Here is a 21,620-nt window from a genome sequence, read left to right as displayed (position 1 = left end):
GTAAATATATGGGATAGAGATGTTCTTGACTCTCTTAAAAATGCAACTATAACATTTTCACAAATCATGCCTTATTATTTTAATAAGTACATTTCAAATCTAAATAAAGATAGTGAACAGTTAGATAAATATATCTGGAGTATCTGTAAGTATGCTACAGACTGGGGGAAAGAAAACCTCCTTAGAGATATATTAATGGAGCGCAACTTTACTGATAATGCTAGTGATCAAATAGATAAAGCAGTACAAATTATCTCATCAAAAGTGTGTTTTGGTTTGCCTATGTTACTAAAACCATTATCGGATATGTCTGAAGATGATAATTCGATACTAAGTATTATTGAAAATGGAGCTTACAGTAAGATAACTAAATACCTTATTGCAAAAGGAATTCCAAGAGACACTGCTATTTACATTAAACAAACTGCTCTAGCAAATATGGATCAAGAAGATCCTGATTATCATCAAATACAAAAAATAATATCAGGTTTAAGAGGTCACGTCTCACCTTGGATATTTAGTCAAATCGAAAGTGCAGGCATGTAACAACACGCCCTGAGATGGACAACAAGTAAAATTTTAGCCATTTAATGCGTAAGTGAGAAGCTGTGATCCCTTTGCTTTTAAAGACTCTAAATACTTAGTTTCGTCATACGGTGTACTGGTTTTCCAGCATCGAAAAGCAATTCTAANTAACAACACGCCCTGAGATGGACAACAAGTAAAATTTTAGCCATTTAATGCGTAAGTGAGAAGCTGTGATCCCTTTGCTTTTAAAGACTCTAAATACTTAGTTTCGTCATACGGTGTACTGNTTTTCCAGCATCGAAAAGCAATTCTAATCCACTTAAAAGCGAGTGCTCTTATCGCTGTATTATGTGGTTTCCCTTTTTCGATTTGTTGCTGATAAAACGCTTTTGCCCAAAATGAAAAACGGACAGAAAGCCCAGCCCATTCGATAAACGTTTGTCGCAAGAATTTAGGACAACAGTATCGCCAGTGAGTCCATGATTTTTTCCCACTGCGTTCAATCACAGGAGCAATACCAGCATATTTTTGTAGCTCAGCGGCATTATTGTATCGTTGTCTGTTAGTCCCAAATGCGACGAGTAATCTGGGGGCTAATTGAGGGCCTGCACCGGGGAAGCTATCGAAGATAGCACGGTCTTTTTGGGCTTTGTAGCGTTGTTTTATGTCTTTATCAATGGCGGTAATAGCTCTGATGAGCAGGCGTAATTGTTCGATACAGATGATAACCATGAGCGTGTTTGGGGCAATAATGCCTTGGTCTTGAGTGAGCGTCACTGCCGATTTTATCTGTTCAACTCGACGCTGATTACGTTCTGGATAGTGGGCATTATGAGCGTTGAAAAACTTAAGTAAAGTGGATGGTCTCNAGATGATAACCATGAGCGTGTTTGGGGCAATAATGCCTTGGTCTTGAGTGAGCGTCACTGCCGATTTTATCTGTTCAACTCGACGCTGATTACGTTCTGGATAGTGGGCATTATGAGCGTTGAAAAACTTAAGTAAAGTGGATGGTCTCGCTTGTTGTGCTCGCTCAAGTGTGGGCCACTGAGTAATAAAGTCACAGAAAATTTCGGTGTCTTTTTCTTTAAACCATTCAACAGGTTGTGGGTAGTATTCTTTAAGTAGTGCAGTGATTCGGTTAGTTAAATCGACACGATTTTGCACGAGTTTTCGCCGTCCTTCAACTAACCGGGTAATGGCTCGGATAGAAGGTTGATCTGGAACGAGAGGCGAGAATTTATCCATATTTCGTTGGAGTAATTCGGCAATAATGAATGCGTCGGTCGGGTCATCTTTAGCCCCACTACTGGCAAAAGCTTTGCGGATGTTAGAGACGGTGGTTGGATTGACGGGAAACAAAATGATGTGATCGTATTGCTCTAAGGCATAAATGAGAGGCCCTTTTTTTAACTCACAAGCGATGGCGATTTTTTGGTTTGGAAATCGCGATTTGAGTTGTGTAGCCCAATCATGAATGGCATTAGGTTTGGATGAAATGACATAAAAAGTCGGTGANGTTTGGTTAGGAAGAATTTCACAAATATCATGTTTTTGGTCAGCCCAATCAATGCCGATTAGAACAGGAAAATCGGATGGAGAGAACGCTTTCATGGTGAGCCTCCGAAGAGTAAATTAGAATTTGGAACGTGCTGAAAACTCGTTTCTCGCAGATATTATAGAGAGTCGGTGGAACGGCAGTCCCTGAGTATGCGTGATGAAATCGAGTTGCCTCTACTGGTTCGAATGTATTGTTATGAGCATCGAATGCTTTTCGCATGCATATTCGTAATCAGTAGAAGCATGTTCCACCTTTCATTGGTTTTGGTAAACCAGAAGTTGTGGAATGGAGTAACTATAANGTGATGAAATCGAGTTGCCTCTACTGGTTCGAATGTATTGTTATGAGCATCGAATGCTTTTCGCATGCATATTCGTAATCAGTAGAAGCATGTTCCACCTTTCATTGGTTTTGGTAAACCAGAAGTTGTGGAATGGAGTAACTATAAATTGCTACATTTTGCAAAACTTTTTAACAACCCATCGTTTTTTATTAATTCTAACCGATAGAATTATTAATAATATTGCTGTATATGCCTTCACGTCATGCCGCAAAAATACTAAAGCTGTTTTTAGATCTGGTCCCCATTTACATAGGAAATAGTGAAGATACGAGGGGAAATTCGCTATTGTGGCGAAAAATCATTACTCATTATAGATAGTTTGGCTTAGGAGTTAGGGCTGTGCGCGAAAAAATACTAGAAAACTTACAAGAGATAGAACAAAAAGAGGATATTTGTATTCTTTATGCATGCGAATCTGGCAGTCGAGCCTGGGGATTTCCTTCCGCAGATAGTGATTATGATGTTCGGTTTATATATGTACGAAATCGTGATTGGTATTTACGCGTCGATCATGAATATTGTCGAGATGTTGTTGAACAGCCAATCAGTGAGTTGTTAGATATTAATGGATGGGATCTTAAAAAGGCATTAAAGTTATTAAGAAAATCTAATCCAGCTTTGATTGAATGGTTAAACTCTCCGATGGTTTATCGTCAAAACGATGAGTTTACTCAAGCACTAAAACAACTCGTTCCACAATTTTATAATCCTAGGGCGTGTTTTTACCATTATTCCCATATGGCGAAAGGTAATTTTCGAGAGTTTTTACAAGGTGAGATAGTAAGGGTTAAGAAATACTTCTATGTATTACGTCCAATTTTGGCGATGAAATGGATTGAGCAAAATAGGGGAGTTGTACCTATGGAATTTGAAGTTTTAGTCAATGAACTCATCACGGATAATGAACTTAAGCAAGCTATTACCAAGTTGTTAGATGATAAACGCCAAGGGTTTGAATCTGCTTATGCCCCTCGTATTGACCTGATTAGTGATTTTATCAGTAATGAACTGGATACATACGAAAATAAGGCGCAAGAGCAAGATAAAACACTTAATGATTTCACCCTCCTCAATCAATTTTTTATTGAAACGATTGATGGAAAGTTCAGTCCATCATTCTAAAACAAGCTTTTCACAATGCCCAACAGCAGGGTAATTACCTTGCTGTTGTTTCGTCATATATCCCAATGAGCTTAATATGAGATATTTATCTCTTAATCAAAGAGTTAAGTTTAACCTCTTTCAGGGCATGAATGGGCGTTTGCTTTCAATGTGATTTTATAATCATTCAGGCGTGCGCTTTTTGGTAGTGTTCAGCCGTCGCGTCTAGTCCAGCTATCGCGAAACGATAAAAATGATTGATAATCTCAGTTTGCGGTAGCTGAGAGGCTTCGTGTAGGGGGCCAGGGATAGATGTTCCTCCCAAAATCATCACAATACAGGGTGCCATAATATTGATTAGGCACACCGAAACTTCTGGCGACGTAACAGGAATGTTGGTGATTTTGCTGATTAACTGCTTAATCAACATAATCTTGGGTTCCAATTCTTCGGAAAATAAAATCGATAAATTCGATGTCGGGGCGAGGATTTCTCGAGCCAACGTTTGCGCCTGCCAGCCTTTACCATGCCCAGCGGAATCACAAAGCAGTGCGATGAAACTTTTTAGTTGTGTTTTAGGCTCCGTATGCCGCTGCAAAATATCATGTAATTTGTCGATATCAATGATGCTGCTGTGTGCTTCGGCAAGCACTTTCTGATAAAGACCATTACGACTACCAAAGTGATAGTTAATAGATGCTAAATCGACACCGGCTTCTGTCGCAATAGATTTGCTGGTGGTTTCTGCGAAGCCATTTTCGGCAAAAAGTCGTCCAGCCGCTTCTAATATGCGTTGGCGTGTGATCTCGCCGTCGACACGCGTCGATGTTTTGCGTTTGGTCATAATACAGTCACTTAGATTGCTTGATTTTTGTTATAAGATAAATTAGTTTAAATTTAAATTCAATTTAAACTAAACAAAATTAAGGTCATCTCATCTGGTTGTTCTCTACTAAAACCGGACTTGACCGACGAGAATCAGACTATGCGTAATGGTTTTATTTGTGCCTTATTGACGTTGATATTGGCGGGCTGCTCACCTCAAGAGAAGCCGCAAGCATTGGGAACATTGGAGCGCGATCGTGTATCGCTGACAGCAACAGCAAGCGAGGTTATCCAATCCATTCCTGTTAAGGAAGGGCAGCCAATACATCAAGGTGATGTGCTGGTTCAGTTATCACCGATTAGCCAACAAGCCGTGGTGGAAAAAGCAAAAGCGGAGCAATTGCAGGCTCAGGTAAGCTTAAATAAATTACTCAACGGTGAACGCATCGAAGATGTAGAGTCAGCCAAAGCGGATGTGGATAATGCCAAAGTCCATATGGAAAACGCAGAAAAGCATTATCAGCGAATTGCCGCGCTTGTCGCTCGTAAGTTGAGTTCTCAGTCGGAAAAAGATAATGCTCAAGCGGATCGTGATGAAGCCCGCGCTTCCTATGCGGCAGCGGTACAAAATTTGAAAAAATTGTCTTCAGGCTACAGAACGGAAGATATTGAAGTCGCCAAAGCAAAATTATCGGCTGCAACGGCCGAATTGAAATTACAACAACATCGCTTGGAAGAGTTGACAATAAAGGCCACACGCGATGGCGTGCTTGATTCATTGCCATACAATCAAGGCGAACGAGTCGCAACCAATGCAGTATTAGCGATTATCGAAGCAGGGGCCACTCCATACGCACGCGTGTATATGCCAGAACCGTTTGTTGCGAGTTATCCTATTGGCAGCCAAGTGACGGTGCATATTGATGGTGCAGATAAGGCGGTGACGGGCACAATTCATTGGATGTCGAAAGAGCCGGCGTTTACCAGTTATAAAAGTATGAGTGCGAGCGACCGTTCGCGTTTGGTCTATCTCACCAAAATAAGTTTGCCTGATTCGAGCGCATCCTTGCCTGCAGGTATTCCAGTTCAGGTAGATTTGGATAAAGCCCATGACTGAGTTAGCCATAAAAGCAGAACACATTGTGAAGCGCTTTGGTGATTTTACCGCTATCGACGATATTTCATTAGCAGTACCCAAAGGCAGTATTTACGGATTTTTGGGACCCAATGGGTGTGGAAAATCGACCACAATCAGAACACTCACTGGGCTGCTGCATCCGACAGAAGGCAAGGTTGAGGTACTTGGCTATCAAGTGCCAAAAGATGCGGACAAATTGCGCTTAAAAATCGGCTACATGACGCAAAAATTTTCACTGTATAACGATCTAACCGTACAGGAAAACTTGCAGTTTATGGGCACCATTTTTGGTATGAACAAAAAGGCGCTAAAAGCACGTTGTGAAGAACAAATTCACACGTATGGTTTGGATAACTTACGTAATCAGAAAGCCTTTGGTATGAGTGGCGGGCAGAAGCAGCGTTTGTCTCTAGCGTGTGCCACGATGAATGACCCAGAGTTACTGTTTCTTGATGAGCCGACCTCAGCAGTGGACCCGGAAAACCGTCGTGATTTTTGGGAACGGTTATTTGATCTATCAGAAGCTGGAACCACCATTTTGGTCACAACGCATTACATGGATGAAGCGGAACGTTGCCATCGTCTTGCCATCATGGAGTCGGGCAAAATGCGCGCAGATGGTGAACCGGAAAAGCTCATGGATCAAATGGGAGTTAATATTGTTGAAATTAAAGCCGATGATTTGCGCTTATTGAAACAAAAGCTCCTGCAGCATGGGTCTCATGTACGCTCGGCTGCTCAGTTAGGTGTGCGTCTTCGGGTATTGGTATATCAACATGTTTCCGATCCTATTGGTTGGATAAAGTCGCAATTCCCATCTTTGCAAAATGCTGAACTCACCATAGCAAGGCCAACTTTAGAAGACGTTTTTGTTTCAGTCACAGGGGAGGGACGGCAATGAGTGCTTTAACCCGGATGTGGGCAATCATTATTAAAGAGGTACGCCAACTTTATCGTGACCGTATCACGTTTGCTATGATTGTGGTGATTCCTCTCGTCCAGCTGACTCTGTTTGGTTATGCCATTAATATGGATGTGCGAAACATACCTGCTGGGTTAGTTGACATGAGCCACACCCATACAAGTCGCATGTTGAAATCGGCCGTAGAAGCGTCGCAAGTTGCCGATTTTACTCATATATATCAGACTCCGAAGCAGGCCCAATATGCGATTCAGTCGGGGGAAGTTCGCGCAGCATTAGTGATTCCTAAAGATGTTAACCAGCGTATGGAACAAAACCGTACCTTAGGGCAATGGATGGTTGATGGTTCGGATAGTACGATCAGCTCTGCGATTATGGGGTTACAAAATTTACCCTTCACCTTGTTCGATGAAACCGCTAATCAGCAAGTTCAGAACAGCGCTGCGAGTACCTTTAAAGTGGCGCTATTTTATAACCCAGCAAGAAGCTCGGCTGTAAATATTGTTCCTGGGTTATTAGCCGTCATTTTAAGTATGACTATGGTTCTGTTTACCAGTGTTGCAGTGGTAAGAGAGCGTGAACAAGGTAACTTAGAATTACTGATAACCACACCAGTGAGTTCGTTAGAGCTCATGATCGCCAAAATTATTCCCTACATTTTTGTTGGTTTGATACAGGTGGTGATTATCCTCACCTTAGGTCACTTTATATTTAAAGTGCCAATCAATGGGGAGATTAGCCAAATTATGTTGGGCGCTCTGCTCTTTATTTCAGCAAGCCTGGCCTTAGGGCTTCTCATTTCCACCGTTGCAATGACCCAGTTACAGGCCATGCAGATGACATTATTTGTATTACTGCCTTCGATTCTATTATCCGGGTTCTTAACGCCTTATGAAGCGATGCCCGTCGCTGCTCAATGGGTAGCAGAAGCCTTGCCAGCTTCCCATTTTATGCGCCTGATCCGCGGTATTGTTTTGCGTAGCGCTGATTTGGCCGATCTATGGAAAGACAGCTTGTGGCTTGGTTGCTTTGCCATATTGGGCGTGTTTGTTGCTGCCAAACGATTTAAAAAGTCATTGGATTAATGAAAAAGGAGCCCTAATAGAGTAGGGCTCTGTTATATAGCTTGATAAGGATTAGGCTGATAGGGATTAATCAGTCATTTTTGCCTTAGGCATGATTAAAGGCTTTTTTACCCGCATATTGTGCGGCGTTGCCGAGTGCATCTTCAATACGCATTAATTGGTTGTATTTTTCCACACGTTCACCACGACATGGTGCGCCAGTTTTTAAATGGCCAGCACGCATGGCAACTGTCATATCGGCAATAAAACTATCAACCGTTTCACCACTGCGGTGAGAAATAAAGGTTCCCCAGCGATTTTCATGGCATAAGTGAACGGCATTAAACGTTTCAGTTAAGCTACCGATTTGGTTGAGTTTAATTAGGGCCGCATTAGCCACATTTTCTTTGATGCCCCGTTCAATGTATTTCACATTGGTGACAAATAAATCGTCACCGACTAACTCAATTTTATGGCCTAATTTTTCATTCAGATAATGCCAGCCTTGCCAATCATCTTCAGCTAGCCCATCTTCAAGTAACGCAATTGGGAATTGATGCAGCAGTTCTTCGTAGTAATGGGTCATTTCTTGCGAAGTCAGTTGGCTACCTTCAGTACGTAAATGGTATTTACCATCTCGATAAAATTCGCTTGAAGCGGGATCCATACAAATAGCGACATCTTCGCCTGGGCGATAGCCCGCTTTTTCAATGGCTTGCACAATCCATTGTAAAGGTTGGCGATTGGTTTCGACGGCAGGTGCAAAACCGCCTTCATCACCAATAGCAGTACTTATGCCTGCTTTGAGCAAGATGTCTTTCAGCGATTGATAAATTTCACTGCCCCAACGTACGGCATCGGTAAACGTACTTGCTCCAAAAGGAGCGATCATAAATTCTTGGAAATCAGCTCCTTGACCACGAGCATGGACACCACCATTCATAATATTCATACAAGGAACAGGGAGTAAGTTGCCATTCGTACCACCTAAATAACGATATAAAGGTTGTTGCGTTGCGAGTGCGCCTAAACGTGCACTGGCTAAGGAAACCCCTAAAATGGCGTTTGCTCCGAGTTTGCTTTTGTTTTCAGTACCATCAAGGTTAAGCATGGTTTGGTCAATTTCCGCTTGATTGGTAAAGTCTTTTCCTAGTAATGCCGCTTTGATTTCATTGTTTACATAGTTACGAGCTTTTAGTACCCCTTTACCGTGGTAACGGGCTTTATCATTGTCTCGCAATTCAATGGCTTCGCGAGACCCTGTGCTAGCACCTGATGGAACGGCGGCACGAGCCGATAATCCTGAATCGGAATAGATTTCGACTTCGACGGTGGGGTTACCACGTGAGTCGAGAATTTCGCGCGCTTTAATATCATTGATAGTATTTCTCATGAGGTTGTCTCCAAATATTGTTTACTTTTGTCGCGCACTGAGTCAGTGACAGTAGCTCATCTCTTGTCTCATATGCGGATGGCCTATCGCCAGAAATAAAACAGTGCGGGAAAGTCATCATTACTCGGTGTAAGGCGTGAATAATCGTCTTGAATATCGAGCATTGATGGTTCAATGAAAAGAGGTTAACAAGAGAGTGATATGGGCACAGGCAGCGCTTGCCAGCAGATATCCAACGCCACAAATATAGTCTTAGGCGACAGTATGTTAGGGCGGTTAATGGCAACTGAAAATAATCCACATGGGTCTCCTGTTAATACAAGAGCCGCGGGGATGAGTGCATAGTTGAGAGATAGTACTCGCCTGATCCTCGTAACTCAGAAAGTCCGTCAAATCAGGCGTCATCAGCTGTATAAACGTTAATAAACACAGTGTTGATATTCACGTTCTTATTACAGCGGTTGGGGTAAGGTGGTACGCCATCACCTTGCGTCATTACGGCGTTATGACGTTTTTATAACGTCACAATCAATATCCTGATATGACCTAAATTCTGTTTCTGCTTTGCAGCATACTCCGATAAATAACGAAAATTACCTTCGGAGATCACAAAAATTAGTGATATTAGTTAGGTTGGTAATGATATTTATTATCAATTAGGTGTCGAAATCATGATCTGACCCAAATTATTATTTTGGTTTTCCTATAGGGTGGTAAGTGAGCAAAGTAGCCAGCAATAATAGGAAGATAAATGTCTGAACTTTTGAAACTTTTGGAAAAGGAACTGCTTGAGCAATTTGAAACTGCACAGCAGTGGCATCGAGATTTACACCGCCATCCACAACCTGGCTGGTTAGAATTTTACTCAACGGCTACCGTAGCCGAGAAGCTGGCCAACTGGGGATACGAGATATTTCAAGGGACTGACATTATTGATGGGAGTCACCGTCTTTTTGTTCCACCCAGTGAAGTGCTGGAACAGGAATACCAAGCGGCATTAGATTACGGAGCTAACGCCAAATATCTAGCCCCCGCTAAAGGCGGCCTAACCGGTGTGGTCGGAGTGATTACTGGCAATGAACCGGGGCCCACGGTGGCGTATCGCTTTGATATTGACTGCTTGCGAATTACCGAAAGTACCGATCCTTCCCGTAAAGCGGTACAAGAAGAGTATGTGTCATGCCATCCGGGATTTGCCCACATGTGTGCCCACGATATCAATACCTGTACTGGATTGATGTTAGCCCATTATTTTGCTCAACATCGTGAGCAAATTAAAGGCTCGATAAAATTCATTTTTCAGCCCGATGAAGAAGGGTTATCGGGGGCTCGGACGATGATCCCTAAAGGTGTGCTTGATGGCGTGGATTATTTAATGGGCGGACATGTTGCCTCTAATATGCCTCAAGCGGGGTCGTTCTCTCCTAAATCAACCAATATTTTAGCGGTTAAACGCTGGAAATTTCGCTTTATTGGTCAAGCGGCGCACTCTACGGGACAACCTCATTTAGGTAAAAATGCTTTACTTGGTGCCGCGAATGCCACGCTTAATTTGCATGCAATTGCGCCTCACAGTGCGGGTACTGGGCGAGTGAATGTAGGCAAAATTGATGGCGGAGACAGTTGGAATATTATTGCACCACTAGCTGAGCTATGGGTTGAGATCCGAGCTTCCACTGACGAAGTGTTCAATTATCTAAACCAACGGGTTGAATCCATCATGCAAGCCAGTGCTGATCTTTATGAGTTGGGGTTGGATACTGAGCTGGTGGTCGAATCACTAGCAGGTAAGAATTCACCAGAGATGGAAGCGTTGGCGGCTGAAGTTGGGCATGAACTTTCTTTGATTCATGACGTTGTCGATGAGCATGCAGTTAATGCATCGGAAGACTTCACCTTACTCGCTGATTACGTTCAATCTCAAGGCGGTCAGTCGGTTTACGTCATTCACGGGACTCCGGTGGAAGGCGGTTTACATAGTAACGCACTGGATGTCGATGAACGGGTGATGGTCAATGCAGCAGCCATTTATGGCGGGATGTACCTTAAGCTTGTGCATTAATACTTGTACATAAATTATAGTTGCGACGCATTTCTTGTTTATTCATGGGAAGTGTGTCGATATTGATTCGTTTTTTGAGGTGACTCGCGTCGAGCTGAACTCGCTATTTATTGGTTTATCGTCTCTTTTACACTGCCGCTGTCTAGGTTGTATTTCTCCAGTGAAGCAGGAGTGTCATGATGGCCAATATCGCAGTGTGTTCTGATGGAACTTGGAATCGTCCTGAAGATGATATCAGTAAAGACTTTCCCTCTAATGTGCTCAAGCTTGCTCGTGGTGTCTCTCCTCTGGGGCAGCAAACCCATCAACATGTTTTTTATGATTGGGGCTTAGGTACTTATCACGATCAATGGAGTGCAGGCATCACCGGACATGGGATTCACAAAAATATTCTCGATGGGTACCGGTACATTGTTCATAACTACGAACCTGGAGATAAAATTTATCTGTTTGGTTTCAGTCGTGGCGCTTACAGCATGCGAGCGCTTGCGGGGTTAATTCATAATTGCGGCATTTTACGCCGAGAGCACGCCAACATGATTTCAAAAGCTTGGCATATTTATAAAGATTATTCTCCGAGTTGCCACCCTCAAGGTGCCACGTCCTTAACGTTTAAACGAGAGTTTGCACATCAAGAGAATACGGTTCATTTCGTTGGTGTTTGGGATACGGTAGGCGCATTGGGTATTCCTTTTGGTATGCTCGGACTATTTGATGGTAAAGATGAGTTTTACGATACAAAAATGGGGCCAAACGTTCGTATAGCACGCCATGCATTATCGATAGATGAGCAACGTGAAGATTTTGAACCCACGCTATGGCTTCCCCGTGAAGGGGTTGATCTTAAACAAATTTGGTTTGCCGGTGTTCATGGCGATGTTGGCGGTTCTTACGCCCCAGACCATGATTCTGGTTACAGTGTTGCTGATATTTCACTACGTTGGATGCTGACCGAAGCGCAAAAAGCGGGGTTAGACTTTGAACCCCATTTGTGGGATTCGTTAACGGAAGGAGAACATGGCCAATTACATGAATCACGAGCCAGTTTATACCGTTTTAAACGACCATTGCATCGACGATTAAATGTCCCCGACAGGCCAACGTTTATTCATTCTAGTGTCAAGCTTCGCTACGAAATGGACGTAAATTATCGACCGCCTCAGTTGGAAACTTGGGTGAATCAGCACGGGTGGGATGCGATTCCTTTAAGTGATTGATTCATGTTCTTATGTGTCAATATTGAGAATCTTATCAGCTGAGTAGACATAACTTTGATGGCATCGTGTTTCTATTCCTTAGATATCAATGTTAACTCGCTATTTTGTTGGCGAATAGAATCTCTTGACCTAGCCTGAAATGACGGTGATAGCGTTTTCACCTGAACATTTTGGTTTTTAATACAGGTTAAGGATTTAACTCATGAAAAAACTATTCGCAGTGGTAGCGTTAGCGGCAACCTTACCTTTATCTCACTTAGCAATGGCTGATGATGATATTGGTTGTGGTTTGGGGACGATGATTTTTGATGGTAAGTCTGGCAAAGTCTTTAAGATTTTAGGGGCAACCACCAATGGTACATCCGGCAACCAAACCTTTGGTATTACTTTCGGTACATTAGGTTGTGATGGAACTGGTACGATCGATTCCGCACAAAAACTGGCTATGTTCATTGATGGAAACATGGACAACTTGGCGCGCGATATTGCCAAAGGTCAGGGGGAAACGCTAGCAAACTTATCTGAAGTTTGGGGTATTAAAGATGAAGATAAAGCGAACTTCAACTTAATGGCTAAACAAAACTTTGCAACGGTATTTAGTTCTGAAAACGTCACGTCTAATGACGTACTTAACAATCTAAATCACCTGATTGCCAAAGACGAGAAACTATCAGCTTACGCAATTTAAGCACTCCCGTTCTTCTTATACAGTGCCTCTTCTCGAGGCGCTGTTTCTCATTTTTAACGCTCCATCAAATTGACGTTATTTGCTGACTTATGACTCTATCGCGTGTTGTATTTTTTGTTTGCGCATTGTTGGCCACAGCGATTCCTGCTGCTTATTCTCTGGCTGCTACTGTTCAGACATCCGTTGTAAAACAAGGCCAGCCAATTGACATCCAAACGTTAAGTAAAGATGCCTATTGGCTTAAACTCGGTCATTACTTACCTGCTATTTCGCTGCCGGGAATGAATTCTCGATATGTCAGTACCGTTGATTCTGCGACTTTTTTTCTTGATCAACAGGGAAAGACAGATCCCAAAAAGGAGCTTGAAGCAACCTATCAAGCTCTGTATCAGAATAAAGACAAGCAGCGTTATCGCTGTTTATTCCCAGCACGTTATACGTGGCTAGAAGCGCAACAGGGGCGTGCTATTCCAACATTAGATTGCCTAGAATTAAATAAGTGGCAAAAGGCGATTTCGCCAGACGAGCTGACGTTGGTGTTCCCAACGGCGTTTATGAATAACCCATCGTCGATGTTTGGTCATACCTTATTGCGTATTGATGCGAAACATCAGAATAAAAATAGTGAGTTAGTTGCGTACGCAGTGAATTTTGCCGCGCAACCGCAAACCGATGATAACGCCGCGTTATACGCTTTAAAAGGGTTAATTGGATCCTACCCAGGTCGATTTACAGTGATGCCTTATTACAAAAAAGTGCGCGAATATAACGATATTGAATCTCGTGATATTTGGGAATATCCGCTTAACTTTTCTTCGGTTGAGGTCGATCGAATCTTGAAGCACCTATGGGAGTTAGAGCAAGCTGAATTCGATTATTATTTTCTTGACGAAAACTGTTCTTATCAATTGTTAGCACTGTTGCAATTGGCGAATCATGATCTTGATTTGGTGAGTGAATTCACTTATTCCGCGACGCCTTCGGACACCGTAAAAGCGTTGGTTTCAGCGGGATTAACCCAGCGTCCAGATTATCGAGCTGCTTTTGGTACTCGCCTGTTACATGAATCAGATTTAGTCGACGAAAGGGTCTATCGCGCCGCCAAAGCATTGAAAGAGCATGGCCTCTATCCAGATAAAGAGGCATTTACCCCGAGCCAACACGCTGCAATTCTGGAGTTTGCTTATGAATGGCTCAATTTTCAGTTGTATGATGAAGGCTTAGAACGTCAATCTACTGCACGACGTTTAACGGGTATTTTGATCGCGAGAAGCAAAATCGATGCACCATCGCCATTCCCGCCTGTTACTAAGCCTGATACGTCACCAGATCAAGGGCATGGGTCTGCACGTTTCGGTATCGCACGTAACTTATATCAAGGTAAAAACCACAGTACTTCACTGGAGTGGCGACCGTCTTATCATGATTTATATGATGCGCAAAAAGGGTTTATCCCAGGTGCACAAATTAGCTTTGGCGATCTTAAGGTAAGTGTTGACGATGCGGGTCAATCACAAATCGATCACTGGTATATTGTTGATTCAATGGCTTTAGCACCGAGTAATCGCGTCTTTGAAAGTACGGCATGGAATATTAAGTTAGGTGTTGATCGACCGGATGGTACCGATAAACATCGCTGGTTGTTGAATGGTGGTATGGGGAAAGCTTGGGGAAGAGCAGAAAAGCTGCATTTCTATGGTTTGCTCAGTGGAGAATTAAACCAAGGGCCTTTAACTGATAATGTTTGGGTCCCTGGTGTGGGAGCTCGTGCGGGATTGCTCTATTCTTTTAACGATGAGCATCGTTTTGGTATTGAAGGTGAGTGGTTGGCACTTATCGGTGGTAACGCCAATGATCACAGTGATATTACGGCAACGTGGAATTGGTCCCTAACAACGAATACCGCACTCAGAATGCAAGTGGGTTACCAAGATTGGGCAACCCATCAAGCCACTGCTTCAATGATTGCTTATTTTTATTATTGAGCGTGACTAGGGCTCGTTGATGAAGCTCTGAACCCTGCATTTTGAGGTCATTTAGGTATATCGAGTTATCGCAGGTTTTTTTTTATCAATAGTCGTTTTATTTTGCCGGCTTTGGGTAACATGATTGCGGCCCCCAATATCCAATAGTAGACGGGTGTACCCCAAGGTGTTTTTTCAGCCCAAGTAAAATGTAGCAGCATTAAAAATAGGGCGATGTAGACCAAATTATGTAACTGCTGCCAGTGGCGTCCCATGTTTTTACGAATACGGTTGGGTGAGGTGATAGTTAATGCGAGTAAGATGATCACCGCACTAAAGCCTACCGTGATGTAGGGTCTATCGGCAATTTCATTACCCAGTCTGTTGATGTCCAGGCCAAGAATAAATACCGCAAATGTGAGGAGATGGCATAGCGCATACACAAAGGTATAGATGCCGATTAGACGACGAAAACGCATCAATTCACCACCCAAATAGCGACTTACAGTGGAGAGGCTTAAGGTAATAAGCAGTAAATTGATGGCGCCAAATCCGGTAAAATGCAACAAACCATTGACAGGATCTGCCCCTAATCTATCTTGAACGCCGAGCCAAAATGTCCAACATAGCCAACCGAAAGCGAGTAAATGGATGCCGGTTTTGAGTCCAATTCTTTGCCAATGACTAAAACGTAGTGTGTATCTAAATGCCATTTAGAAATTTTTCCTTAGGTCTAAGCCCTTGTATAAACTGGCCACTTCATCATAACCATTGAACATGCGGGTATCGATACGTTGAGTAGAAAGTAAACCTCCGCCGACAATACGTCGCTCGGTTGCTTGACTCCAGCGCGGATGATCGACGTTGGGATTAACGTTAGCGTAAAATCCATATTCATGAGGTGCGAGTAAGTTCCAAGTATTAGGCGGCTGTTGGTCGGTCAATTTGATCCGCACTATGGATTTAATATTTTTGAAACCATACTTCCAAGGCACGACCAACCGAATTGGCGCGCCGTTTTGGGGCATTAATGTTTTTCCATATAATCCAACGCTAAGCAGGGTTAATGGATGGGTTGCCTCTTCAATAGTAAGACCTTCTACATAGGGGTAATCAAGCCCGCCGCCAATAAAGCGACTTTTCTGCCCTGGCATTTGCTTAGGATCATACAGAGTCTCAAACGCGACGTATTTAGCTGATGAGAGTGGTTTGGCTTGTTGAAGTAATTGGCCAAGTTCAAATCCAATCCAAGGTATTACCATCGACCAGGCTTCTACACAGCGCAGCCGATATATACGCTCTTCTAAAGGAAACCGTTTGAGCAGATCGTCGTAGCTAAGTTTGATGGGTTTTTCGACTAAACCCTCAATGGTCAGTGACCAAGGATCGACCTTAAACGCTTGGGATGATTTTGCAGGCTCGTCTTTGCTGGTACCAAATTCATAAAAGTTGTTGTAGGTGATGACTTTTTTGTAGGGAGTTTGAGTTTCCGACGTTTTGTATTGGGTGGCGGGTGCAAACGAGAGATCTTGGGTGTGGAAGGTGGATTTTGACGTCTCGTCGTCATCACCAAAGAAATTAAACGCACTGGCCTGTGGTGTTAGAGCTGCAGTAGCCCCGATAAAACCTAACGATTTTAGAAAGGTGCGCCGATTTTTATAGATGTTTTCGTCGGTGACTTGGTGCTCTTTTTCTGGACGACTCGGTTTAAATAACTTCGACATAGCGTTTTTCCCTGAGTGTAATTCCAATACCCGTTATTTTAAATGTAGCGACAGTGTTATGACATTAGCAATTTATGGTTAGTTCAATACGCTGCTAGTTGCATTTAGATCACTGCCTTGTATGGTTCTTTACTAATTAGACGAACCTTAGCGTTTATTCATTACAGTTATTTTTACTTTAATGTATCCAAGCGTTTTCAGTCGTTTAAAAGCATTCAGTAGTTGAAACACCTACGGAAGATGGATATGACAGAGACTAACTATGTTGAAACGGATAAATCGACGCTAAGAAGCACGAAAATATTGACAACTTTTTAGTACATTGAAGGTAGAACACTACTCAATGAGTAATATTGCCGTTATCTAGGATGGATACGGATGATCACAAAGACAGGGAGTGAATCATGGTGTGGTTAGTTGCGTGGGTTGATGTCCATTTCCCATCGGGTCAGTGGGGCATGCAAAATGCCTCTCGATTGAACCGAAAAACCGAGATGTCTTTTTGGGCATGAGACTAAATTGCTATTACTGTCAGATATTTGCTAGGTAATGCTCGGTATGATGAAAAGATTCTTTGTTACAAGTTATCTTCATCTTAGGCGGTGGTTATGAGCCAATTCATTGGGCCCTTATCTTTCGTATTTATCATTGCGTTAGCGTATACATTAAAACAGATTGGATTTGTGACCGTTAAAGAAGGCCAGGTCGTTAATAAGCTGTTAATGAACCTTACTTTACCTGCGACCATTATCGTCACGTTTGCTTCATTAAAATCTACTGAGCATTTGGTTGGAATCGCCCTATTTGGATTTTTTGCTAGCTTAATACCCATTTATGTTATTTATTATTTGACGCCCAAAATGGTCAATCGTACACGTGCTGTAGCGATGTTAAATATTACTGGGTTTAATATCGGTTGTTTTGCCCTGCCGTTCATTCAGCTTTATTTTGGTAATGCTGGTGGCGTGTTGGCCACTATTTTTGATACGGGCAATGCCTTATTAGTGACAGGAGGATCTTACGTTCTCATTAAATACTTGTTACCTAATAGCCAAGGTAATGCGATGGGTATCAAAGGTGTAATAAAAAACCTTTCTCAATCCGTTCCATTTTGTACGTATATTGTCATGTTCTTTCTTGCGTCGATACATGTCAAAGTCCCAGATGTCATCAACCAAATATTGCATCCGATCGGTGCTGCGACACCATTTTTGGCGATGTTTATGTTAGGCGTTTTATTTAATCCTAATGTTGAAAGCAGCCAGTTTAAAATGGCCGTTGGTCTAACGGTCATGCGTTTAGCTTGGGGGATACTATTTTCACTGACGGCTTATTACTTACTGCCGTTTGATCTATTAACTCGGCAAGTGCTATCTGTGGTGGTCTTTGCGCCGGCAAGTGCGTTAGCGCCAATTTATTCAGTGCGCTTAGACGCTGATATTCAATTATCCGCATTCACAAACAGCTTAACGATTATCAGTGGGGTAATCATTATGAGTTACTTGTCGGTGATGTACACGACCGCGTAAAAAATGGTGTAATGAGAGATATAAATAGTATAAGTTCATCACATTTATTCTGGGTACAGAAATGGTTTCTGCTTACGAAACACTCTATTTCTCAATTACCCGTTATAATTCTACTATCTTGTCACTGAATTTTGGTCATTCACTGTATTCAAGATGAATCAGGTATAACGAGATATGTTTTATCCTAAAATAGAAGGTAAGTGACTAACTATATGATAAATCAGAAAAACGTTCCATCTCCAGTAACGGCTTCTCAATTGCCGGTATTACTCGTTCGAGTGGATCTGTGGCCTGAATTTGATTTAAAGGGGCTCATTGATAATTTGGTCGATGAAATAGCACCGAATGGGCATTGGCATGTGACTCTGACGACATTGAATGAATCAGTGTTTCAAACTCTGCATGAAATGTACCCTAGTGTTAATGTGGTGCTCCATAGGGATGAAATCTCAGGTAATGAATTGCATGTCGTGGAAATATCTCGCAGTGAAGACCATCATTTAGGATTAGATATCCATTCTCCATGGGGGGACGCAACCTTACCTTCTATTATGATATTGCCGCTGATACAAAAGCTTGAAAGTGCAATGTTACTCTCACAAACCAGCGAACTGAGCAGCATACTGCTACAAACTCAGCGGGATGCATTCGTTAAGTTCACCACCATGAGCGATGCAGAACCATCGCGACAAATGTTAGCTAAAGAATGTGCCGACCTTAAGCAAGATAACGAACGTTTAACAAAAATTAATACCGCTTTGCATTATGTTAAAGAAAGCTTTTCTTTGCCTTTAATTGTCGTGAATCAAAACTTAGAAATTATCCAGTATAACCGCAGTTGTGCAGAGGTGTTGTTTAATGCCGATATTTTATTGGGTCAGTCTATATCAACCTTGTATTGGCACTTTGATATCACCTCAGTACTGGACAAAATTAAGTATGTGGTGCACTCAGGAGAACGATATTGCTTAACTTTAGAGACGATTGAACATTATGTGTATTCGCTTAATATCATGCCTTATCGCCTCAATAAATCGGAAATTAGCGGTGCGATTTTGGTGTTTGAGGATATCACTGAAAGACAAATTGCAGAACAAGCATTACAAAAAAGTGAAGCACATTTTCGTCAGGTAACGAGTAGTTTACCCCAACTAATGTTAGAAATGACCGATTCTGGGTATTGTCACTTTGTGAGTAAACAATGGTCCGATTTTACTGGTCAGCCTGATTCTTCTTTATTGCGTCAAGAATGGATGGCTGCCATTCATTCGGATGAACAAAACATGCTGATTGAGCTATGGGAAATTCATAAAAAACAACATTCTGATTTTTCATTCCAGTGCCGGGTAAAAGAGGCCAATGGTGAATTCCGGTGGTTTAGCGTTCGCTTTGCGTTATTGTTAGATGACCAACATGGAAACAACTGGTTTTGTAGTTTCAGCGATATTGAAGGGATTAAACAAGCCCAGCTTTCACTACAGCAGAGCGAAGCTCATGTCAGCAACATAATTGATACGATGCCAGAAGCTGTGTTAGTGGTGAATGATAAAGGATTTATCGATATTGCCAATAAACGTACCGAAGAGGTGTTTGGCTACGCGAGAGAAGAAATCGTTCATCAACCGATCGAAATGTTACTTCCACAAAGGTATCGTCATAATCACGTTGCTCTACGTGACAACTACGTGAAGAAACCAACGATTAGAATGATGGGCGTAGGTCGTGATTTGTTTGCGTTAAATAAATCAGGAGAAGAATTTCCTGTTGAGGTAGCATTAGCCCCACTTGAGGAAAAAGGTAAACGCTATTCTGTGGTGTCTATTGCGGACATCACTCATCGAAAAGAAGCGGATACTGAGTTAGTTCTGGCAGCTAATGTGTTTTCTAACACAATGGACGGCATCGTTATTTTGAATGCAGAGTGTGACATTATTAAAGTGAACTCAGCATTTGAACATATATTGGGTTACCGTAATGAAGATCTGATCGGGGTCAATATTACATTTTTACGAGGTGAGAAGCATCACGCTGAATTTTATGATGATCTGTGGGGAATCGCGAAAAATACGGGGCGTTGGCAGGGGGAAATATGGCAACGGCATAAGCGTGGTACAGAAACGCCACTGTGGTTGAGTTTGACGACAATCTATGATCACCACGGTGAAGTTGAGCGATACATCGCGACCATTTACGATATTAGCGAACAGAAACAGGCGCAGGAGCGTATTCATTATCTCGCTCATTATGATGTACTAAGTAATCTTCCTAACCGTACGTTGTTTATCGAAACATTCCGTAAAATGCTAGTTAATTCAAGGAATAAAAAATCAAAGCTCGCTCTGCTTTTTATTGATTTAGACAACTTTAAACAAGTGAATGATACCTACGGTCATCCGGCTGGTGATTCTTTATTATGCCAAGTCTCAGAACGAATGCTCGACGTCACGCACGATGACGATTTAGTCAGTCGCTACGGAGGAGATGAGTTCTTAGTCTTACTTAACAATATAGATAGCCGTGAAAGTGTTGAAAAAACGGCAACGAAACTTATGCAAGCACTGACAGCCCCGATTGATGTTGGCTTTGGTGATTTCTTCGTCACCGCGAGTATTGGTATTGCATGTTATCCCGAAGATGGTTCGGATGCCGATAACTTGTTGCAACATGCAGATTTAGCCATGTACCGCTCGAAAGAAGAGGGGCGTAACCAATACCATTTTTACGATAACGAAATGTTAAATGTGATTCAGGAACATACTCAGTTACAAAGTGAATTACGTTTGGCGATTGAAAAAAATCAGCTTGAGCTTTTTTACCAACCTATCATTGAATTAGCGACTAAACGTTGTATCGGTGTGGAAGCCCTAGTTCGCTGGCATCATCCGAAACGTGGTGACATTTCACCCATGAAATTTATTCCGGTCGCAGAAGAAACGACTTTGATCCATTCCATCGGTAAGTGGGTTCTAGAAAAGGCGTGTAAACAGACGGCGCAATGGGATAAAGCAGGTATTAAGTTGCGCTTCACTTCGATTAACGTTTCAGGCAAGCAGATTATGCAGTCTGATTTTGCTGCGATAGCGAAAGAGATTTTCGATTCAACACAATGTCCTGCAGAACATGTCATTATTGAATTAACCGAAAGTTTTATCATGCATAAGAATCAATCTGCCATTGATAAGTTGCAGCAATTGAGACAGCTTGGGGTGGGGATTGCGATAGATGATTTTGGTACAGGTTATTCCTCCCTTTCTTATTTGAAGCGACTTCCCGTTACAAAATTAAAACTGGATCGCTCGTTTGTTATGGATTTACCGAGCGATATTAACGATGTGGAAATTACTCGTGCTATACATCGCTTAGGCGATGCGGTGGGTTTAGCTGTTATTGCCGAAGGGATAGAAACAGAAGAACAGCACCAATTCTTGCTCAATGAAGGTGTGACATATGGTCAGGGCTATCTTTACGCTAAACCTATGTCGATTAATGACTTCAATCGCTTCCTTGAGCAGAATAATATAGTAAAACAGTAGCGTTCCGACGTTCCCCTAAGGTGCGGGT

Annotated in this window: 16 protein-coding genes and 1 riboswitch; of the genes, 11 read left to right on the top strand and 5 right to left on the bottom strand. The window is 42.3% G+C overall.

Annotated features, from left to right (window positions below; genetic code table 11):
* Positions 1-546, top strand: a 546-nt coding sequence (locus tag F9817_RS19465) for a hypothetical protein (protein WP_161157835.1), incomplete at its 5' end; no start/stop codon positions are given.
* 183 nt (positions 547-729) lie between these two features.
* Here F9817_RS19465 and F9817_RS19460 read toward each other — a convergent pair.
* Positions 730-2,142, bottom strand: a complete 1,413-nt coding sequence (locus tag F9817_RS19460) for an IS110 family RNA-guided transposase (RefSeq protein WP_161157834.1) — start codon at positions 2,140-2,142, stop codon at positions 730-732.
* 629 nt (positions 2,143-2,771) lie between these two features.
* Between F9817_RS19460 and F9817_RS19455 the strand changes: the two genes are divergently transcribed.
* A complete protein-coding gene (locus F9817_RS19455) occupies positions 2,772-3,554 on the top strand; it encodes a DNA polymerase beta superfamily protein (protein WP_161157833.1) in 783 nt (260 codons plus the stop codon).
* A gap of 166 nt (positions 3,555-3,720) precedes the next feature.
* Here F9817_RS19455 and F9817_RS24335 read toward each other — a convergent pair whose 3' ends face one another.
* A complete protein-coding gene (locus F9817_RS24335) occupies positions 3,721-4,377 on the bottom strand; it encodes a TetR/AcrR family transcriptional regulator (RefSeq protein ID WP_161157832.1) in 657 nt (218 codons plus the stop codon).
* A gap of 141 nt (positions 4,378-4,518) precedes the next feature.
* Between F9817_RS24335 and F9817_RS19445 the strand changes: the two genes are divergently transcribed.
* Genes F9817_RS19445 through F9817_RS19435 form a run of 3 tightly spaced genes read left to right on the top strand, consistent with a single transcriptional unit; the run spans position 4,519 to position 7,503 of the window.
* Positions 4,519-5,475, top strand: a complete 957-nt coding sequence (locus F9817_RS19445; RefSeq protein ID WP_161157831.1) for an HlyD family secretion protein — start codon at positions 4,519-4,521, stop codon at positions 5,473-5,475.
* Positions 5,468-6,397 (top strand): ABC transporter ATP-binding protein, encoded by a 930-nt coding sequence (locus F9817_RS19440; protein ID WP_161157830.1) that lies wholly within the window; start codon positions 5,468-5,470, stop codon positions 6,395-6,397. Before F9817_RS19445 ends, F9817_RS19440 begins: the two co-directional genes overlap by 8 nt.
* Positions 6,394-7,503, top strand: a complete 1,110-nt coding sequence (locus tag F9817_RS19435) for an ABC transporter permease (RefSeq protein ID WP_161157829.1) — start codon at positions 6,394-6,396, stop codon at positions 7,501-7,503. Before F9817_RS19440 ends, F9817_RS19435 begins: the two co-directional genes overlap by 4 nt.
* An 85-nt stretch (positions 7,504-7,588) precedes the next feature.
* On the opposite strand, the gene eno is transcribed toward F9817_RS19435, so the two are convergent.
* Complete coding sequence (eno, locus tag F9817_RS19430) at positions 7,589-8,875, bottom strand: phosphopyruvate hydratase (protein ID WP_161157828.1); 1,287 nt, start codon at positions 8,873-8,875, stop codon at positions 7,589-7,591.
* 388 nt (positions 8,876-9,263) lie between these two features.
* A riboswitch (Fluoride riboswitch) is annotated at positions 9,264-9,371 on the bottom strand.
* Between the two features lie 255 nt (positions 9,372-9,626).
* Between eno and F9817_RS19425 the strand changes: the two genes are divergently transcribed.
* The 4 genes from F9817_RS19425 to F9817_RS19410 all read left to right on the top strand — a co-directional run bounded on the left by F9817_RS19425 (position 9,627) and on the right by F9817_RS19410 (position 14,827).
* Positions 9,627-10,937: an amidohydrolase gene (locus tag F9817_RS19425; protein WP_161157827.1), complete on the top strand. Its 1,311-nt coding sequence runs from the start codon at positions 9,627-9,629 to the stop codon at positions 10,935-10,937.
* Between the two features lie 176 nt (positions 10,938-11,113).
* The gene (locus F9817_RS19420) at positions 11,114-12,154 is read left to right on the top strand and encodes a DUF2235 domain-containing protein (protein WP_161157826.1); all 1,041 of its coding nucleotides are present in this window, start codon (positions 11,114-11,116) and stop codon (positions 12,152-12,154) included.
* A 202-nt stretch (positions 12,155-12,356) separates the two neighbouring features.
* The gene (locus tag F9817_RS19415; protein WP_161157825.1) at positions 12,357-12,842 is read left to right on the top strand and encodes a DUF3015 family protein; all 486 of its coding nucleotides are present in this window, start codon (positions 12,357-12,359) and stop codon (positions 12,840-12,842) included.
* An 89-nt stretch (positions 12,843-12,931) separates the two neighbouring features.
* Entirely contained in the window at positions 12,932-14,827 is a 1,896-nt protein-coding gene (locus F9817_RS19410; RefSeq protein ID WP_161157824.1) for an Lnb N-terminal periplasmic domain-containing protein, read from the top strand.
* Positions 14,828-14,892: 65 nt separating this feature from the next.
* Here F9817_RS19410 and F9817_RS19405 read toward each other — a convergent pair whose 3' ends face one another.
* Positions 14,893-15,519 carry a protein-methionine-sulfoxide reductase heme-binding subunit MsrQ gene (locus F9817_RS19405; RefSeq protein ID WP_161157823.1) on the bottom strand — a complete coding sequence of 209 codons (627 nt, stop codon included), beginning with the start codon at positions 15,517-15,519 and terminating at the stop codon, positions 14,893-14,895.
* A complete protein-coding gene (gene msrP / locus F9817_RS19400; protein WP_161157822.1) occupies positions 15,520-16,530 on the bottom strand; it encodes a protein-methionine-sulfoxide reductase catalytic subunit MsrP in 1,011 nt (336 codons plus the stop codon).
* 608 nt (positions 16,531-17,138) lie between these two features.
* Here msrP and F9817_RS19395 point away from each other — a divergent pair.
* A complete protein-coding gene (locus tag F9817_RS19395) occupies positions 17,139-18,059 on the top strand; it encodes an AEC family transporter (protein WP_161157821.1) in 921 nt (306 codons plus the stop codon).
* Between the two features lie 212 nt (positions 18,060-18,271).
* Positions 18,272-21,592, top strand: a complete 3,321-nt coding sequence (locus F9817_RS19390) for a bifunctional diguanylate cyclase/phosphodiesterase (RefSeq protein ID WP_161157820.1) — start codon at positions 18,272-18,274, stop codon at positions 21,590-21,592.
* Positions 21,593-21,620: the final 28 nt, after the last annotated feature.

This window comes from Vibrio eleionomae (assembly GCF_009874545.1).
Taxonomy (GTDB): Bacteria; Pseudomonadota; Gammaproteobacteria; order Enterobacterales; family Vibrionaceae; genus Vibrio; species Vibrio nitrifigilis.
The sequence above is the reverse complement of the archived record's forward strand: the minus strand, read 5'-3'. Positions and strand labels throughout refer to the sequence as shown.

Excerpts from the sequence above, each read along its gene's own strand:
- F9817_RS19405 (WP_161157823.1), bottom strand. The coding sequence starts at position 15,519 with ATGGCATTTAGATACACACTACGTTTTAGTCATTGGCAAAGAATTGGA.
- F9817_RS19415 (WP_161157825.1), top strand. The coding sequence starts at position 12,357 with ATGAAAAAACTATTCGCAGTGGTAGCGTTAGCGGCAACCTTACCTTTA.
- F9817_RS24335 (WP_161157832.1), bottom strand. The coding sequence starts at position 4,377 with ATGACCAAACGCAAAACATCGACGCGTGTCGACGGCGAGATCACACGC.
- F9817_RS19390 (WP_161157820.1), top strand. The coding sequence starts at position 18,272 with ATGATAAATCAGAAAAACGTTCCATCTCCAGTAACGGCTTCTCAATTG.
- eno (WP_161157828.1), bottom strand. The coding sequence starts at position 8,875 with ATGAGAAATACTATCAATGATATTAAAGCGCGCGAAATTCTCGACTCA.
- F9817_RS19435 (WP_161157829.1), top strand. The coding sequence starts at position 6,394 with ATGAGTGCTTTAACCCGGATGTGGGCAATCATTATTAAAGAGGTACGC.
- F9817_RS19410 (WP_161157824.1), top strand. The coding sequence starts at position 12,932 with ATGACTCTATCGCGTGTTGTATTTTTTGTTTGCGCATTGTTGGCCACA.
- F9817_RS19395 (WP_161157821.1), top strand. The coding sequence starts at position 17,139 with ATGAGCCAATTCATTGGGCCCTTATCTTTCGTATTTATCATTGCGTTA.
- F9817_RS19445 (WP_161157831.1), top strand. The coding sequence starts at position 4,519 with ATGCGTAATGGTTTTATTTGTGCCTTATTGACGTTGATATTGGCGGGC.
- F9817_RS19440 (WP_161157830.1), top strand. The coding sequence starts at position 5,468 with ATGACTGAGTTAGCCATAAAAGCAGAACACATTGTGAAGCGCTTTGGT.
- F9817_RS19420 (WP_161157826.1), top strand. The coding sequence starts at position 11,114 with ATGATGGCCAATATCGCAGTGTGTTCTGATGGAACTTGGAATCGTCCT.
- msrP (WP_161157822.1), bottom strand. The coding sequence starts at position 16,530 with ATGTCGAAGTTATTTAAACCGAGTCGTCCAGAAAAAGAGCACCAAGTC.
- F9817_RS19425 (WP_161157827.1), top strand. The coding sequence starts at position 9,627 with ATGTCTGAACTTTTGAAACTTTTGGAAAAGGAACTGCTTGAGCAATTT.